At 52.9% G+C, this 17,141-nt stretch carries 14 protein-coding genes; 7 read left to right on the top strand and 7 right to left on the bottom strand.

Annotation, left to right across the window (positions count from 1 at the left end):
* Positions 1 to 5: 5 nt before the first annotated feature.
* Both QSV34_RS01425 and QSV34_RS01430 read left to right on the top strand, forming a co-directional pair.
* On the top strand, positions 6 to 1,043 hold the full coding sequence (locus tag QSV34_RS01425) for a CobW family GTP-binding protein (RefSeq protein WP_289151342.1): 1,038 nt from the start codon (positions 6 to 8) through the stop codon (positions 1,041 to 1,043).
* Positions 1,044 to 1,086: 43 nt separating this feature from the next.
* Positions 1,087 to 1,431 (top strand): hypothetical protein, encoded by a 345-nt coding sequence (locus tag QSV34_RS01430; RefSeq protein WP_289151344.1) that lies wholly within the window; start codon positions 1,087 to 1,089, stop codon positions 1,429 to 1,431.
* Positions 1,432 to 1,486: 55 nt separating this feature from the next.
* On the opposite strand, the gene QSV34_RS01435 is transcribed toward QSV34_RS01430, so the two are convergent.
* Both QSV34_RS01435 and QSV34_RS01440 read right to left on the bottom strand, forming a co-directional pair.
* On the bottom strand, positions 1,487 to 3,880 hold the full coding sequence (locus QSV34_RS01435; protein ID WP_289151346.1) for a TonB-dependent receptor: 2,394 nt from the start codon (positions 3,878 to 3,880) through the stop codon (positions 1,487 to 1,489).
* A gap of 106 nt (positions 3,881 to 3,986) precedes the next feature.
* Positions 3,987 to 4,724: a DUF1826 domain-containing protein gene (locus tag QSV34_RS01440; RefSeq protein WP_289151348.1), complete on the bottom strand. Its 738-nt coding sequence runs from the start codon at positions 4,722 to 4,724 to the stop codon at positions 3,987 to 3,989.
* Between the two features lie 297 nt (positions 4,725 to 5,021).
* Here QSV34_RS01440 and QSV34_RS01445 point away from each other — a divergent pair, with 297 nt between their 5' ends.
* The 3 genes from QSV34_RS01445 to QSV34_RS01455 all read left to right on the top strand — a co-directional run bounded on the left by QSV34_RS01445 (position 5,022) and on the right by QSV34_RS01455 (position 7,344).
* Complete coding sequence (locus QSV34_RS01445) at positions 5,022 to 5,546, top strand: MerC domain-containing protein (RefSeq protein ID WP_289151350.1); 525 nt, start codon at positions 5,022 to 5,024, stop codon at positions 5,544 to 5,546.
* Positions 5,547 to 5,719: 173 nt separating this feature from the next.
* Entirely contained in the window at positions 5,720 to 6,055 is a 336-nt protein-coding gene (locus QSV34_RS01450; protein ID WP_289151351.1) for a helix-turn-helix domain-containing protein, read from the top strand.
* Positions 6,052 to 7,344: a type II toxin-antitoxin system HipA family toxin gene (locus tag QSV34_RS01455; RefSeq protein ID WP_289151353.1), complete on the top strand. Its 1,293-nt coding sequence runs from the start codon at positions 6,052 to 6,054 to the stop codon at positions 7,342 to 7,344. Before QSV34_RS01450 ends, QSV34_RS01455 begins: the two co-directional genes overlap by 4 nt.
* A 5-nt stretch (positions 7,345 to 7,349) precedes the next feature.
* Here QSV34_RS01455 and QSV34_RS01460 read toward each other — a convergent pair whose 3' ends face one another.
* The 3 genes from QSV34_RS01460 to hemH form a co-directional block, all read right to left on the bottom strand.
* Positions 7,350 to 8,036, bottom strand: coding sequence for a DUF3299 domain-containing protein (locus QSV34_RS01460; protein ID WP_289151355.1), 687 nt, complete (start codon positions 8,034 to 8,036; stop codon positions 7,350 to 7,352).
* Positions 8,037 to 8,260: 224 nt separating this feature from the next.
* The gene (locus tag QSV34_RS01465) at positions 8,261 to 9,220 is read right to left on the bottom strand and encodes a YbgA family protein (RefSeq protein WP_289151356.1); all 960 of its coding nucleotides are present in this window, start codon (positions 9,218 to 9,220) and stop codon (positions 8,261 to 8,263) included.
* Positions 9,221 to 9,229: 9 nt separating this feature from the next.
* Complete coding sequence (gene hemH, locus QSV34_RS01470) at positions 9,230 to 10,246, bottom strand: ferrochelatase (RefSeq protein WP_289151357.1); 1,017 nt, start codon at positions 10,244 to 10,246, stop codon at positions 9,230 to 9,232.
* Between the two features lie 110 nt (positions 10,247 to 10,356).
* Here hemH and nhaA point away from each other — a divergent pair, with 110 nt between their 5' ends.
* Entirely contained in the window at positions 10,357 to 11,805 is a 1,449-nt protein-coding gene (gene nhaA, locus QSV34_RS01475) for a Na+/H+ antiporter NhaA (RefSeq protein ID WP_289151359.1), read from the top strand.
* A 77-nt stretch (positions 11,806 to 11,882) separates the two neighbouring features.
* Here nhaA and nfuA read toward each other — a convergent pair whose 3' ends face one another.
* Positions 11,883 to 12,479, bottom strand: coding sequence for a Fe-S biogenesis protein NfuA (gene nfuA, locus QSV34_RS01480; RefSeq protein ID WP_289151360.1), 597 nt, complete (start codon positions 12,477 to 12,479; stop codon positions 11,883 to 11,885).
* 97 nt (positions 12,480 to 12,576) lie between these two features.
* Positions 12,577 to 13,221: a lipocalin family protein gene (locus QSV34_RS01485; RefSeq protein WP_289151361.1), complete on the bottom strand. Its 645-nt coding sequence runs from the start codon at positions 13,219 to 13,221 to the stop codon at positions 12,577 to 12,579.
* Between the two features lie 179 nt (positions 13,222 to 13,400).
* On the opposite strand from QSV34_RS01485, the gene metH reads away from it, so the two are divergent.
* Complete coding sequence (gene metH, locus QSV34_RS01490) at positions 13,401 to 17,111, top strand: methionine synthase (protein WP_289151362.1); 3,711 nt, start codon at positions 13,401 to 13,403, stop codon at positions 17,109 to 17,111.
* Positions 17,112 to 17,141 lie beyond the last annotated feature (30 nt).

Raw genomic sequence — 17,141 nt, forward strand, 5'->3', positions numbered from 1 at the left:
TACCTATGAACAAGTCCAAAGAAAGAATCACTGTGGTTCCCACAAATATTATTACTGGCTTTTTAGGGGTAGGAAAAACCTCAGCCATTTTGCATTTACTGAAATCAAAACCCGATAACGAGCGCTGGGCTGTACTGGTTAATGAATTTGGTGAAATCGGCGTTGATGGTAGCCTGTTTCAGGGCCAGCACAGTGAAGGCCAGGAAGTGTACATTCGTGAAGTGCCCGGTGGCTGCATGTGTTGTGCGGCAGGCCTGCCAATGCAGATTGCCCTCAATCAATTACTTGCTCGCGCAAAGCCACATCGCTTGTTGATTGAGCCAACCGGGCTTGGTCACCCCATTGAGGTATTAGAGGCTTTAACCGCAGACCACTATCAGGATGTTCTTTCAATTCAAAAAATCATTACCCTGGTGGATGCACGCAAGCTGGAGGATTCAAGATACACCGAGCACGCAACTTTCAACCAACAAATTGCTATCGCTGACGTTATTGTTGGCAACAAACAGGATTTATATCAGCCTGAGCATAAAGCAAAGCTCAAAGACTATGCCAAATCAAAGGCAGCAAAGGGCGTTAAAATTATTTTTACTGAACAAGGCGAGCTTGCAATGGATGTACTGGATGGCCTTATTCCTGTTTCACGACAAGCGCACCACCATCATCAACACCACAAAAAAGACAACGCCAAAACCAGCCCAAGTGATGACCCCATACCCAGTGGCGGTTTTATCAAGGCCGTTAACCAGGGAGAAGGTTTCCACAGTATTGGCTGGCGTTTTGACCCTGTAAAAACGTTCTGTCGAGACAAGCTGGCTGTATTTTTGAACGGCATTGTTGCGGAAAGAATGAAAGCGGTCTTTATTACCGAAGACGGCGTGTATGGCTACAACTTGACCAGCGACGCGTTGACCGAAATCGAACTGAATGACTGCCTGGAAAGCCGCATAGAAATTATTGCCGGTGAAATACCTGATCAGTGGGAAGAGCAACTGTTTGCCTGCATAGTCAATTCGGAGGCACTCTCAGATTCGGTAGTCTAGAATGGATAGGGAAACTCCCAGAAAATCTTCCGGAGAAAATTTTATGCCCTGTTCACACGCATCCTCACACCCGGAACACACCCACGGCCCCGGCTGTGGCCACACAGCGATTCGCCACGGTGATCACACCGACTATATTCACGACGGTCATTTGCATTATCCGCACGAAGATCACTACGACGAACACACCATCGAAGTCAGCACAACCAATCCCGATCAATGCGCACCACTGCATACCTGTGGTGACCATGTGCATGGCCCAGGCTGTGGCCACGAAGCCGTTCCTCATGGCGACCATACGGATTACATCGTCGACGGCCGTTTACACCATGTACACAATGGCCATTGCGATGATCATGGGCCTGTGGAAATCCTGAAAAATCATTAGCCGACTGATTAAAAACCAGCAGTGACACATCCCTGTGTCACTGTTTTATGGTTCATTAAAAAGTGCTGCGAATACCCACCCGGAAATTGCGCCCAGGCCTGGGAGCCAGGTTTTTCAGAAAAGAGGAATGTACACGGGCCTCTTCGTCCATCAGGTTATCTGCCTTAACAAACAACGTCAGCTCTGTGCCGCCAAACGGAATGCGGTAGTTAACATTGGCACTGACCCAATCGTAACCATCGGTTTCCGTTTCCAACACAGCCACATCGTCCTGATCGCTGTAGCGGGTCCAGCTGAGGCTGGCGGATAAGCGCTCGTGCTCATAATCAAAGCTGGCTCCAACGCGCATGGGTGGAATGCGCGGCAAGTTACCACCTTCGTCCAGCTTGGCACGCACGTAGTCGGTATAGAGCGTGGTTTTGAATTGCGGATTAATTTGCCAAATACCCTGCGCCTCAAAACCGCTCAGTGATACATCAGCACTCTGGAAGAGAAATACCGGCAACTCACCTCCGTGAACATCTTCTTCACCACCCTCTTCATCTCCGTGATCATGGTCCGATTCCGCAAAAAGCTCGGTATCAAATTGTGCGTAATAGTTGTCTACCTGGTTATAAAAGGCGTTGAGGACGACACCGATATTGCCTTCAAACTTACGAAAAGTGATATCTATATTGTTGGACTTTTCCATCCTTGGAGCATTTTCCAGAGGTTCAAAGTGCAACTCGCCATCGTCTTCATGGGCCTCAAATAAAGCCCCTATTTCAAAGGTGCCAGTCGCTATGTGTGGGCCGAAAGACAGCAACTCCGCAGCGGAAGGCGCACGTTCAGAATGGCTAAGGGAAATGCCAACGTTATAACCCGGTGCAAAATCCCAGACCGCGCCCGCTGACAGGCTAATCGGGGTATAGCTTTCGTTAAAAGAGAAAATTTCTGCGCCATGCTCCTCATCACCATGGCCTTCTTCACCATGTTCTTCACCCTCTTCATCGTGGTGGTGGAACTCTACGTCGCCGATGGAAACCTCATCGCTTTTAACGGTTACGTGCTCTGCGCGCGCTCCCAATTGCAGCAGCACATCGCCAAAGCGGCGTTCTTCAACCAGAGCAATGGCAAACGCATCTGTTTTCGAAGGGGGAGCAAAGGCTTCTTCCCCAACTGCTGAAAACTCGCTGGTTTTGTAATCAAAGACTAACCCGCCATTCCATTCGGCCAATGTCTGGTGCAGGAACTCGAGCTTGATTTCACTGGTCTGGTTGGTGAACGTCGTGCCCGTTGTGCCATTTTCAAATTCGGTGTGGGCGTAGTCGGTGTAGCCAACCCGCGTATTCAGTGCATTGATAAAGGTGCTATCAAAAGCGAGTTCGCTGATTAGCTGGTAACGATCTTGCTTAAGATCCAAAATCACTTCTTCCTCAGCCTCATCATGATCATGTTCCCCCTCCTCGTGCTCTTCCTCACCATGGCTGTGGCAGGGAATACCGTAGTCGCGCTCAAGCTGGCCAACCGACAAGCCCACATAACCATTGTCGAGCAAATAGCTGGTGCCCAAGGTGTATCCACTGGACTCTTCCGCCGTGCTGGCGACAGTACGCTCGCCATGGTCTTCGTCAATTTCCGGGGACACTGGCACTTCATAGTCATCCGCCTGGCGCCAGAAGCCATCGAGATGGAAGGCAACATTTCCAGAGCCTGTGTTGAGGTTCAGAGACGCCAAATCCTGATTATTGACCGAGTCGTGAGACAGCAACCATTCACTCCAGGCCTCGGTACCCGTGGGCACGCGCTTGTCGACAACATTCACCACACCACCAATGGCACCGCTGCCAAAAAACAAGGTAGCCGGCCCTCGAAGAACTTCCAGCCGCTCAGAGGTAGAGACTTCAGTGGCCACTGTATGATCGGGGCCAACACGGGAAACATCGCTGACATCGAGGCTGTTTTGCGTGATCAATACACGAGGGCCACTCAAGCCACGAATTATCGGAGTGCTGGCAACGTTACCGTGGAAATTGGTGTTAACGCCCACTTCGCCGGCCAGCGAATCACCCAAGGTGGCTGCCTGCTTGTTGCGGAGCTCTTCACCCAACAGAACATTGATAGGCAGTGCCGACTCTATGCTGGATGCGTGCAAGGGAATACCGATAACGTCTATTTGCTCAATGGCACTTTTGCTCAACACGATACGTTGTGAGTTATCGACATCGCCGGAGTCAAGATAAATGGTTTTGTGGACAAAACCGGGCGCTGATACATGCAGGGTTACTGCGCTATCAACATCCAGTGTGAAGCTCCCCTGCCCGTCAGTGGTTGCTGATTGACGCTTGCCAACCACGTCTATCAGTGCACCATCAATGGCTTTGCCGTTACTGTCTAATATTCTCCCCTCCAAAGCCTGTGCGGAGGTCGACGCCAAAAATATCGCCGCAGAGAGCAATCTTAATTTCATAACATTCCCCAAAATGACCATAAAAATTATTGATGTTGTACGCAGCAAGCAGAGTGCTTGCTATGGGTTAAAAAACAGTCAGTGATATGGCACCCGTGAAGGCGGCTTAGCCACTTATAAAGTCCAGGGTTAACAACAATCGACGTTGCTCAGAGTTGATGGCGGGCGAACGATGAACCAGGCCTGTATTTTCATTTCCCTCCCAAAGCTCACCTTTAAGCAAAGCCACATTTCCTTCGTTGAGCTGTTGGATGTCGGTTATTTGGTCAAATAGTCCAGACTCTTCATCAGGCATTCCCTGGCTACCTGCACCTAATTTGCTGCGATCAACCAGGTGGTGTGGCAGCCACTGGGTTGCGACCCCTTTATAGGTGGTGACTAAACGGCAAGGCACCCTGTCCACATGGAAGCGAGGGCACATGGCGCGATCCAAAGCGGTTAATCTCAGTCCGGCTCGTTTGAGTTCAAACAGATAGCAGAACATGTCGACCAGCTGTGCGATGTCCTCGCTCAACACCGCCGCCGCGCCCGTTGTACCCAGTGCATCGCCAACAGCTGCACAAGCACTTTGCGGGGTGACGGTTAACGATGTTTGCAAGGTTGGGTGAATTTCAAGAATGCGGTCAGCAGCTTGAACCAAGCTATCGATGGAGTGGCGCTGCCAAACAACAATATTGGTGCCGGCCTGGTAAATATCCGCTAACACTGTTGGCTCAACGCCCTCAATAACTGAGCGCGTTTCTACAGCTGGGGTGATCTCATTATTTTGAACGGCGATTGCGCTCATGCATTTTTCCTGGAAATCAGAGGGTTTATTTCTCTCGGATAAAGAAACCGAAAACACACGTGGAGGGAGCCTCGTCGTGAAGCACTCAACCTATGCACGACAAAAGTAATGATATAACATATCATTACTTTTATAAAGATCATTAATATTGATTCTGACTGACACTTTCTGAACCAGGTATGGTGGGGCTAAGAGTTGATTTTTAGCCCATATTTCATGGTCACGGCCATGATGATCGCCCTATAGACTGGAAACCTGTGCCCAAAAGTCCAGTCAATTAGTATATTTCTTTGAAAGAAATATTGTTATAACATAACAGTATTGATTAAATCGTCGATAACCACTGAATACATCATGACAGCAATAACCCCTACTTCTCTCCAACCACCCGGACATTCTGAAAAAACCGACCGCGTTGGTATTTGGGCCTCCAGTATCTGCGCCGTTCACTGCCTGCTAACACCGGTAATTTTGATTGTGGCCGCGGATTTTGCCGGTATATGGGCTCATCCAGCCGCCCACTGGGTATTGGCAGCGATCACGATTCCGCTGGCAGCAGGTGTTATCTTTAAAGGCTATAAACGCCACCAGAAGAAATGGGTGGCCAGCTGCGCCAGCCTGGGCATCCTGTTTATTTTTGCCAGCTTACTGGCGCCAGCGCTAACCCCGGCAGAAGCTGTTGCAGCAGCAACCTGCGAAAATGGCTGCTGCCCGTCACTTCGCCAGGGTGCTGATGGCAGTGCCGAGTTTAATTTCCCCCTGGCCAGCATTCTGAGCACACTGGGCGGGCTCTTACTGATCGCCGCGCACACTGGAAATATTTTTTCCAATCGCTGCCACCTGGACGGCAGTAGCGACTGCCCCTGTGAACTGACGTAGAAGCAGCCTGAGAGGTAACAAAACTCCATCCTTTGACTTGTATGAATGTAAGCCAACGAAACGGCTCGGCCTAAATGCGCGTAGCTAACCAACTGCCAGCCTCAACCCATAAAAACAATCATTTATGATATAAAAAGTGGTAAAAAATCCATTTATAGATCATAATTGATCACATGAAAATCAATAACCTGACGCCAGACACTACCGCCCTGCAGGAATTGGGCACCCGCCTGGCACGCATTCGCAAGCAACGCGGCTACAGCCAGCAACGGCTCGCTGACGACGCGGGCATTGGCGTAGCCACCTTGCGACGCATCGAAGATGGCCGGGACAGCCAGTTGGGCTCTTGGATCAAACTGCTTAAAGCCTTGCAGATGAGCAGTGCCATCGACTCGCTGTTGCCAGAGTCGTTTCAGTCACCTATGGCGGAGGTCAAGGCTCAGGGGAAAAAGCGCCGCAATCAGGTAGAAGAACCAAGCACGTCCCCCTGGCAGGATGAACAGCAATGACCACCGCCACTGTCAAACTCTGGGGCACCCCCATTGGTTACGTATCCATGGATCAGGGCGAATCTTTCGCCCGCTTTGAATACGACCCGGTATTTGCCAGCCACGGTATTGAACTGGCACCGCTGACCATGCCAGCCAGAGCCGGGCATATTTACCAGTTTACCGACTTACATCCCCGCTCATTCCACGGCTTGCCAGGGCTGCTGGCAGACAGTTTGCCAGACAAGTACGGCAACAAGCTGATTGATGTATGGCTGGCGCAAACTGGCCGCAGCAGCCAGCAATTTAACGCGGTAGATCGGCTTTGCTATACCGGTACTCGCGGCATGGGGGCTCTGGAGTTTGAGCCCGCCACCGACCTGGAACAAAACGCCGACAAGGCATTGGAAGTTCAGCAACTGGTGGAGCTGGCCTCCATGGCATTTGCCAACCGGCAGACTCTGGATACTCACCTGTCTGAAGGCAGCGACCAGGGCTTGCTGGATATCCTCAGTGTTGGCACCTCCGCCGGTGGTGCCCGCGCCAAGGCAGTGATTGCCTTTAACCCGAAAACCAACCAGGTTCGCAGCGGGCAGTTGCAACTGCCCGCCGACTTTGAGCACTGGTTAATCAAGTTCGACGGTGTCGAGTTTAACGGCGACTGGGGCGTGGCCGACCCGGCGGGTTATGGGCTGCTGGAATACAGCTACTATCAGATCGCCAGAAGCTGCGGCATCGACATGATGGAAAGCCGACTGTTTCAGGAAAACGGCCGCAACCATTTTATGACCCGGCGTTTTGACCGCAGCGATAACGGCCAAAAACTGTTTATGCAAACCCTGGGAGCCCTGGCGCACTTTGATTATTGGGAAAGCGGTTACTACTCCTATGAACAACTTTTTATGGTGATGAAACAACTGCACATACCCCAGGCCAGTATCGAGCAGCAGTTCCGTCGTACGGTTTTCAATCTGGTGGGCTGCAATCAGGACGACCACGTTAAAAATTTCTCTTTCACCATGAACCGCAACGGTCAGTGGGACATTGCACCCGCCTACGACCTCTGCCACTCCGAAGGCAGCAACTTTACCCGTAATCACCAGCTCAGCATCAACGGCAAAACCAATAACTTTGACATGGCAGATTTAAAACACCTGGCAAATTATGCAGGGCTCCCCAGGGGCCGGGAAAAGCGCATTCTTGATGAAGTGCTGGACGGTTTTTCACGCTGGCCAGAACTGGCTAATGAACTGAATATTCCACTGCCGTTGCAAAACCACGTTATGGGCACCTGGCGTATAAAGTGGTAAGCCGGCTACTTTCCATCATCCGCTTCTGGCGCTTCGGTATAGAGGGTTATCTGCACTTCTGACATTGAATAAGCCGCATTGACACCACTTTTGGACAAACTGGTGGTATGGGCAGTACCGGCCACCCACACCGGTATAAACAGGTCATCGAGATAAAAACCCTGCGGATACTTGATATGGATAATCTGATTGGGCGGCGGTGGCGGTTCATGGATGCAAGCACCGTAATAGGGAACCAGAAAAAATTCGGTGACGTTCTTGGGGCCGTCCATTTCAATGGGCACCATAAATCCGGGCACGCGGATATGTTCCCCATCCAGCTCCGGCCGCACTTTGCTGGATACCAGCGCCTCCTGAAAAGCGCGGTTTGCCTCGTCCAGCTTGGCCTCCTCATCCAGCTCAAATCCATCCAGAGACAGCCCCTGCATGGGTAGACTGTAATACTCCTCTTCGCCGTCGTGAGTGATTTCTGGAGCATTGAGAATTGCCTGGAGGTCACTGTCAGGCATCAAGTCTGTCCACTGAAGGGTGCGAAATACTTGGTGATCTTCTGCGAGAGAAACCTCAAGAGCCGAGGACGGGGATGGCGACAAAAAGTACACAACCAATGCTATTAAGCAGGCACCAGCACAAACACCCATACCCATACCCACACCCACACCCAATTTCTTCACCCGGTTAGTAACGTTCACAATTTATACAACCATACCAATAATATTAGCTGTCCTTTGACAACGAATTGGACAGAGCATTCTTAAAATGATCTGTCGCCCTTTGGCGAGCTTCGCGGTAATCCAAAACAGGTTGAGGGTAATTGAGTTGATCGCGGATTGCAGCCGGTGGAAGAACTCCACTGCCAACCGTCGTTATACGCAGGTCGTTGCGAAACCAAACCAGATGGGTCATAGAAAGTGATTTAGACCTGATTTCTCAATGCCAGGTTATCGGGGTAAGGGTGCAAATAACGCTGTGAGCGAATGTAGTCGCTGCCGTACTGCTCAATGTGATGGCGCAACAGGGTGATCGGTGCCACCAGAGGCACCTGGCCGCGGCGATAGTTATCCACCACCTCGACGATGTCCTGGCGCAGGGGGCCGGGAACGGATTGTTTCAGGTAACCGAGGATGTGCAGCAGTGTATTGGCGTGCCCCTTGCGCCGGGCCGGTTTGGCGATGGCGGCAAACAATTTCTGAGCATATTCATCAATCACCTGTTGCAGAGGCTCGTCATGGCCTTTGGCTAACATACGGCCAATATCTCGATAGGCGCTGTAGCTGTGGGCCATCACCAGGTATTTGTAGCGACTGTGGAATTGCAACAGATTGTGGTAGCTGGGGCGGTTGCGAACTTGATGGCGATAGTCGTTGTGGGTGAACACCCGCAGAATAAAGTTTTCCCGCAAGTAAGGATCGTTGAGGCGCCCCTCCTCCTCAAGCGGCAACAACGGCCAGTGTTGCTGAACCGCTTTGGTAAACAGGCCCGCGCTTTTCTGTTCGCTGGGGTAGCCGTTTTCCCGATATACCTTGATGCGTTCCAGGCCGCAACTGGGGGAATTTTTCATCAGGATATAGCCGTCAAGGTCTGCCATCTGTGGCAGTTGCCCCTGAAAGCCGGCAATCAGTTTTGCAGACAAGTCACCGGAGCCCTCGGAGAATTGAAGTTGCGGGCTTTCCGGGTCACCCACCAAGCGCATAGTAGGCCGTGGTATGCCAAACCCGGCAGCCACTTCCGGGCAGAAAGGCTTGAATTGAAAATACTCGGCAAGTGTTTGCAGGCACAATTTCGACTGGCTGTGACCACCGTTATAGCGCACCGGCTGCCCCACCAGGCAAGCACTGATGCCAACAAGGATAGGGTTTATTTGCGATGCGCTCATAGAAGCCTCTTACATATTTTCCTCAATCAACCGGGCCATCATCTCGATATGACCCGGCGAATCATTGAGGCAGGGGATGTAGTGGAATTGTTCCCCACCGGCTGTGATAAAGGCGTGAAAGTTTTCGCCTTCAATCTCTTCCAGGGTTTCCAGGCAATCGGAGGAAAACCCGGGGCAGATCACTGCCACATTGGTGACACCCTGCTCCGGCAGGGATTCCAGGGTTTTATCCGTATAGGGCTGCAGCCAAGGGGCTTTGCCGAAGCGGGATTGAAAGGTTGTTAGCACCTGCCACTCATCAAGCCCCAGGCGCTCGCGCACCAACCGGGTGGTCTGCACACAAAAACAATAGTAAGGGTCGCCCTGTTCAAGGTAACGCTGGGGTGTGCCATGGTAGGAAAACACCCAGCGTTGGGGCAGGCCGTACTGCTGTATATGTTGATGGACGGAAGCACAGAGCGCATCGATATAGGCCGGGTGACTCTGGTAGCCATTGATAAAGCTCACCTTGGGCACCCAGCGATAGTCACTCAAGACTCGCCCCAGCTCATCGAACGTAGAGCCGGTGGTGCTGCCGCTGTACTGGGGATAGAGCGGCAATACCACCAGATGGCGTGCGCGACTCTCTGCCAGCTCATTCACCGCCTCATCCATGGAGGGATTGCCGTAGCGCATACCCAGCACCACTTTCACCTTTCCTTCACCGCAACTGCTGTCCAATCGCTGCTGCAACAGCCCAGCTTGACGGCGGGAAATATCGAGTAATGGCGAACCTTCGTCAGTCCAGATCTGCTGGTACAGCTTGGCTGAGGCACGGGGTCGCAGAGGCAAAATAAACAGGTGCAGGATAAACCACCACAGCAGTCTGGGGATTTCCACCACTCGCGGATCGCTTAAAAACTGCCGCAGATACCGACGCAACGCCTTGGGAGTGGGCGCATCAGGCGTACCCAGATTAGTCAGTAGCACACCCACCGGCGGCTCAGGTAGATTGTGTGGCGGGGTGGTTTGGCCCTTAAAACCCATTGTTGACCTCGACTCATCGCTTTGGCACGCAGGGTAACCGCTTTACGGCAGAGTGCAAGCGATATAGAAATACCCTTACAAGGAAACAGTATTGACCGAACAGTCGTTTTTTGTGTTTGATAAGCGACCTGTCGCGCACCGCACTGGAGCAAATGATGGATGAACACCAGATAGTTGACGCCAAACCCCGCAAAGGTCGTGTCTTTAACGCCCCTTGGGAAAGAGCGTTCGATCGCATTCTGACGCCTTTTGAGGAATTTATTCATCGTCAAACCACCAGTGGCGTACTGCTGATGATTTGCGCCATCGTTGCCCTGATTATCGCAAACAGCAACTGGTTCGAACAATACAGCCAACTGCTGGCTACCAAAGCCGGTTTTGCTTTTGGCGACGGCGGCCTGAAAATGAGCGTTCACCACTGGGTGAACGATGGCCTGATGGCGTTTTTCTTCTTCCACGTGGGTTTGGAGCTGAAGCGCGGCTTTCTGGTGGGCGAACTGTCTACCGTCAAGCACGCCACCTTACCGATTATGGCGGCCATTGGCGGCATGGTATTCCCCGCCTTGATTTACTACGCCTTTAACCCCAGCGGCATGGGGGCAGCCGGCTGGGGCATCCCCATGGCCACCGACATTGCCTTTGCGGTAGGCACCTGCGCCCTGCTCGGCGGTCGCGTCCCGAAAAGCCTGATTGCCTTTTTGGTGGCACTGGCCATTGTCGACGACCTGGGAGCCATCGCGGTTATCGCCATTTTTTACACCGAGGACATCAACCAGTTTGCGCTGTTGATGTCACTGGTGTGTATCGCCTTCCTGTGGTTCCTCAACTGGTGGGGTATTCGCCGCCCCCTGCCCTACCTGGTCGTGGGGGTCATGTTGTGGATGCAACTTCACGAAGCAGGAATTCACGCCACCCTGGCAGGCGTAATCACCGCCTTTGCCGTACCCGCTAAACCCAAATACAACCCGGTGGCCTTCAGCTCACAAGTCAAAGACCTGATCCGTCGCTTTGACAGCAGCTATCGGCCCGGCGAAAAAATACTGCGCAACGAACATATGCGCGCCTATGTGCGCGCCTTGGGCGACGGTGCACAGTTGGCGGAAGCCCCGCTGCAACGCATTGAAACCGCCCTCCACCTGCCAGTGACCTATATTGTGATCCCCGTGTTCGCACTGGCCAACGCAGGCATTCCCCTAGCCGGATTCGCCGGTGAGACAGAAATCTTCAACAACATCACCCTCGGGGTTACTCTGGGTCTAGTGCTGGGCAAGCTGATCGGCATTGCCGGTGCCACCTGGGTGGGTTGGAAGCTGGGCTTGGGGGAATTACCCACCGGCTGCAACTTTTTGCATATAGTCGGCATCGCCTTCCTGGGCGGCATCGGCTTTACCATGTCGATATTCATTGCCGAGCTGGCCTTTGAAGGTGTAGCCGACGGGCTAGTACTGGCCAAAGCCGGAGTCATCATTGCTTCGCTGTTGGCAGGGATTGCCGGGTTTATTTGTCTGGCGAAGGCGTCGCCGAAGGTGAAAGCTAAACCAGAAGAACAGGAAGCCTAAGGCATCAGGAAACCATAAAAAACGGGAGGCAATTTAACAATTGCCTCCCGTTTTTATTTGTCTGATGCCTACTTAACCTATTGATAGTACGCCGACGACTTGTCGCTGTGATCGGTAATATCTCGCACCCCTTCCAGCTCTGGAATCTGATCCATCAGGGATTTTTCCACACCGTCTTTCAACGTCATATCCACCGCGCTACACCCCTGGCAGCCGCCACCAAAGCGCAGTACGGCGATATTGCCGTCCATCATTTCCAGCGACACATTGCCACCGTGGGCAGCAAGGCCGGGATTTACTTCGCTGTACAGCACGTAGTTGATTTTGTCTTCGATTGGGCTGTCGTCGGAGACTTTGGGCATGCGCGAATTGGGGGCGCGAATGGTGAGCTGGCCACCCATTTTATCCGGCGAGTAATCCACTTTGGCTTCGTCCAGAAACGGAATGCTGCGCTCCTCAAACCAGGCATCAAAACCATTTAGTGCCATTTTGGTATCGCCCTCTTTTTCCTCGCCGGGGCGGCAGTAGGCGATGCAGGTTTCCGCTTTGGGGGTACCAGGATCGGAAACAAACATGCGGATACCGATGCCTTCGCAATCCTGCTTGGCCAGCAAGCCTGCCAGGTATTCTTGAGCGGATTCAGTGATGTCGATATTGAGTTGTGCCGAGGTCATTCTGTAGCGCCTGTATCTGAGAGCTTATACCTTACTAATTTAGTCATGTATTCTACCCCCAGTACATAGCCAGAACAACAATACCGAGCAGAAGTCTTCAGCGCTCAACCAACGGTTCGCTAGCGCCAATACGTTCTATATCAGCCAGGCGCTGCTGATCATTCTGCCAATTCTGAGGCTGGCGCTTGATAATAGCCGGGTCATACCCCGCCACTTCGAGCTTGTTCAGCAATTGATTGTATGTATCTTCCGGCATTTCCGGTGTGCGCTGCATAATCCAGGCATAGCGCCGGTTGGGGTGAGCAATAACGGTTTGCTGATAGTCCTCCGACAGGTACATCACGATGTAATCCGCTTTGAACGGCCAAAAAAATTGCATACGCCATTCCGCGTTGGTGTCTTTGTCGTACACAAAGCCAGTGGGCTTCAGGGTTTTTAACTCGCCATCAAAACTGCCTTTGCGAAACTGGTAAGTGGTGAGAATTTTGTCTTTTCCACCAGAAGCACTCTTTTTCAGGTAGTAGTGCTCAACACCGTTATGAGCGTTTTTATCCAGGAAAGTGGGGGTATAACCAATCACATACCAGGCGCCCATAAAACGCTCCAGGTCGACCTGCTGCGCCCGCGGTAAAGGCTCCGGGTGACTGGCACAGCCCGCCAGAAACAAGGTGGCTCCAAGCCAACCCACCGCAGAAGCCTTTCTCTTTTGTGGCAATACCCACATAGCTTTTCTCCGCTGCATACAGGTTCCGCATTAAAGCACCGCCATTGTGAAATTCGCGTCAACGGGAGATTTGGCTCTTTCCAAAAATTTTTCATAGGCAACCCCAAAAATGCTCAAGCAAAAAAGCCTGTGGGCTGACGCTTCGCCACAGCTAAGTTGGTAAAATGGCCGGCTAATTCGCACATTCAGGTATTCCCGTGACTGACCGCAACACCCGTATCGCCGCCCTGCACAACGCCGCTTCCGAACGCATTCTGATTCTCGACGGCGCCATGGGCACCATGATCCAGCAGCACAAACTGCAGGAGGCAGATTACCGGGGCGAACGCTTTGCGGATTGGGGGCAGGATTTGGGGGGCAATAACGACCTTCTGACCCTTACCCAGCCGGATATTATTCGCGATATCCACGATGCCTATCTGGCGGCGGGCAGCGATATTCTGGAAACCAATACCTTTAACTCAAACCGCATTTCCCAAGCGGACTACGGCATGGAGGATTTGACGGCGGAGCTAAACCGGGAAGGCGCCCGCCTGGCCCGTGAGGCAGCCGATGCCTGGACCACAAAAGAGCCCCACAAGCCGCGTTTTGTGGCCGGTGTGCTTGGCCCCACCAGCCGCACCGCGTCTATTTCGCCCGATGTAAATGACCCGGCAGCGCGCAACACCAGCTTTGATGAGCTTGTAGAAAATTACATTGAAGCGACCGAGGCGCTGATCGAAGGCGGTGCCGATCTGATTTTAATCGAAACCGTATTCGATACCCTCAATGCCAAGGCGGCGGTCTACGCGGTGCAGGAAGTATTTGAGCAGCTGGGCTTCGAATTGCCGATTATGATTTCCGGCACCATTACCGACGCCAGTGGCCGCACCCTGTCCGGGCAAACCACGGAAGCATTCTGGAATTCTCTGGCTCACGCCAAACCGTTTTCCATAGGCTTGAACTGCGCTCTGGGTGCGGCGGAGCTGCGCTCTTACGTGGAAGAAATGTCGCGGGTGGCAGATACCCTGGTCAGCGCCCACCCCAATGCGGGGCTGCCCAATGAGTTTGGCGAATACGACCAAACCGCTGAGGAAATGGCGGAGATTGTCGGTGAATTTGCGGCCAGCGGTCTGCTCAATATTATCGGCGGCTGCTGCGGCACGTCGCCGGAGCACATTCGCGCCATTGCCGAGCGAGCCGCCAAGTGCGCGCCCCGCACAGTGCCAGAGTTGGAACCCGCCTGCCGCCTTTCTGGGCTGGAACCTTTTAACATCACCGCCGACTCCCTGTTTGTAAACGTGGGCGAGCGCTGTAACGTCACCGGCTCCGCCCGTTTTAAACGGCTGATTCTGGAAGAGGATTACGATACCGCCCTGGACGTAGCCCGCGCTCAGGTGGAAGACGGCGCCCAGGTGATCGATATCAACATGGACGAGGGCATGCTGGATGCCCACAAAGCCATGGTCACCTTTCTCAATCTGGTGGCGTCGGAACCGGACATTTCCCGCATTCCCATTATGGTGGATTCCTCCAAGTGGGACGTGATTGAAGCGGGCCTGAAATGCATTCAGGGTAAGCCCATTGTGAACTCCATCAGCCTCAAAGAAGGCGAAGCCGAGTTTCTGGAAAAAGCCCAGCTGTGCAAGCGCTACGGTGCTGCTGTAGTGGTAATGGCGTTCGATACCGAAGGTCAGGCGGACAATCTGCAGCGCCGCATTGAAATCTGTTCCCGCAGCTACGACTTGCTGGTAAATACCGTCGGTTTTAACCCCAACGATATTATTTTCGACCCCAATATTTTTGCCGTAGCCACCGGTATTGAGGAGCACAACAACTACGCGGTGGACTTTATCGAAGGCACCCGCTGGATCAAACAAAACCTGCCGGGGGCGATGATTTCCGGCGGTGTATCAAACGTGTCGTTCTCGTTCCGGGGCAACAACCCGGTGCGCGAGGCGATCCACTCCGTGTTTCTGTACCACGCCATTCAGGCGGGCATGAATATGGGCATCGTCAACGCTGGCCAACTGGCGGTGTATGACGACTTGCCGGATGAACTGCGGGAAAAAGTAGAGGATGTCATTCTTAACCGACCTGCCGCCAACAATCAGGCTAACACCGAAGCGCTGCTGGATATTGCCGAAAAATACCGCGGCGATGGCAGCACCGGCGAGAAAAAGGAAGACCTGGAATGGCGTGAATGGCCGGTGGAAAAACGTCTGGAACACGCTCTGGTCAAAGGCATTAACGCCTACATCGAAGAAGACACCGAAGCCGCCCGCCAAAACGCCAGCCGCCCGCTGAATGTGATTGAAGGCCCGCTGATGGATGGCATGAACGTAGTGGGCGATCTGTTTGGCTCCGGCAAAATGTTTTTGCCGCAAGTGGTGAAATCTGCCCGGGTGATGAAGCAATCCGTAGCCTATCTACAACCTTATATCGAGGCAGAAAAAGACGGCAAAGCCAAATCCAACGGCAAAGTGATTATGGCCACCGTTAAGGGCGACGTGCACGATATCGGCAAAAACATTGTCGGCGTGGTGTTGCAGTGCAACAACTTCGAAGTGGTGGACCTGGGAGTGATGGTACCCGCGGAAAAAATCCTCGACACCGCACAAAAAGAAAACGCCGATATTATTGGCCTGTCTGGTTTGATTACGCCATCTCTGGACGAAATGGTGCACGTGGCCAGCGAAATGGAACGGTTGGAGATGAACCTGCCTCTTTTGATCGGCGGCGCCACCACCTCCAAGGCTCACACTGCGGTAAAAATTGACCCCAAATTCAATCTCAACCAAGCGGTGTATGTGGCGGATGCCTCTCGCGCCGTGGGGGTTGCCACCACTCTGATGAGCGATGAGCTGCGCAAACCGTTCTACACAGAGCTGACCGACGAATACGAAAAAGTGCGAGTGCGTACCGCCAACCGCAAACCGCGGGGCACAGTGTTGCCCTACCCCAAAGCCATCGAGGCGGGCTTCCAGTGGGATTGGGACAATTACCAACCGCCGGCGCCCACCTTTACCGGCACCAAAGTGTTTGACGATTACCCCCTGGAAGAACTGATCGACACCATCGACTGGACACCGTTTTTTATCTCTTGGGATCTGGCGGGCAAATTCCCGCGCATTCTCGAGGATAAGGTGGTGGGCGAAGCCGCCACCAGTCTGTATAACGACGCCCAGGCTATGTTGAAAGAGATAGTCGACAAAAAACTGCTGACTGCCAAAGCAGTGATCGGCCTGTGGCCGGCCAACCGGGTAAATGGCGATGATATTGCCGTGTATGAGAACTCAGAGCGTTCTACTGAGTTGGTGCAGTTGCACCATATTCGCCAGCAAAACGCCAAGCCCGGTGCCACCATCAAACACCACAGCTTGGCGGATTACATCGCCCCCAAAGACAGCAACGCAGAAGACTATATTGGCGGCTTTGCGGTTACCGCTGGCATTGGCGCGGAAGAATTGGCCCAGCAATACGAAGCCAACGGCGACGACTACAATGCCATTATGATCAAAGCACTGGCAGACCGATTGGCAGAATCCTTTGCGGAGCATATGCACAAGCGAGTGCGCACGGAGTTCTGGGGCTATGTGCCGGACGAAAGTCTGGACAATGAAGCGCTGATCAAAGAAAAATACACCGGTATTCGCCCAGCCCCCGGCTACCCGGCCTGCCCGGATCACACCGAAAAGGCCACCCTTTTCCGATTACTGGATGTGGAAGAAAGTATTGGTGTATCGTTAACCGACAGCTACGCCATGTTCCCCGCCGCAGCGGTAAGTGGCTGGTACTTCTCCCACCCGGAATCCCGATACTTCAATACCGGGAAAATACAGCAAGATCAGGTGGAGAGCCTGGCCCAGCGCAAAGGGATGGAATTACGGGAATTGGAGCGTTGGTTAACGCCGGTTTTGGGATATTAGGAGGGGGACAGATTTAAATCTGTCCCCGGA

The organism is Porticoccus sp. W117 (assembly GCF_030341905.1).
In the GTDB taxonomy this organism is placed as follows: domain Bacteria; phylum Pseudomonadota; class Gammaproteobacteria; order Pseudomonadales; family Porticoccaceae; genus SCSIO-12696.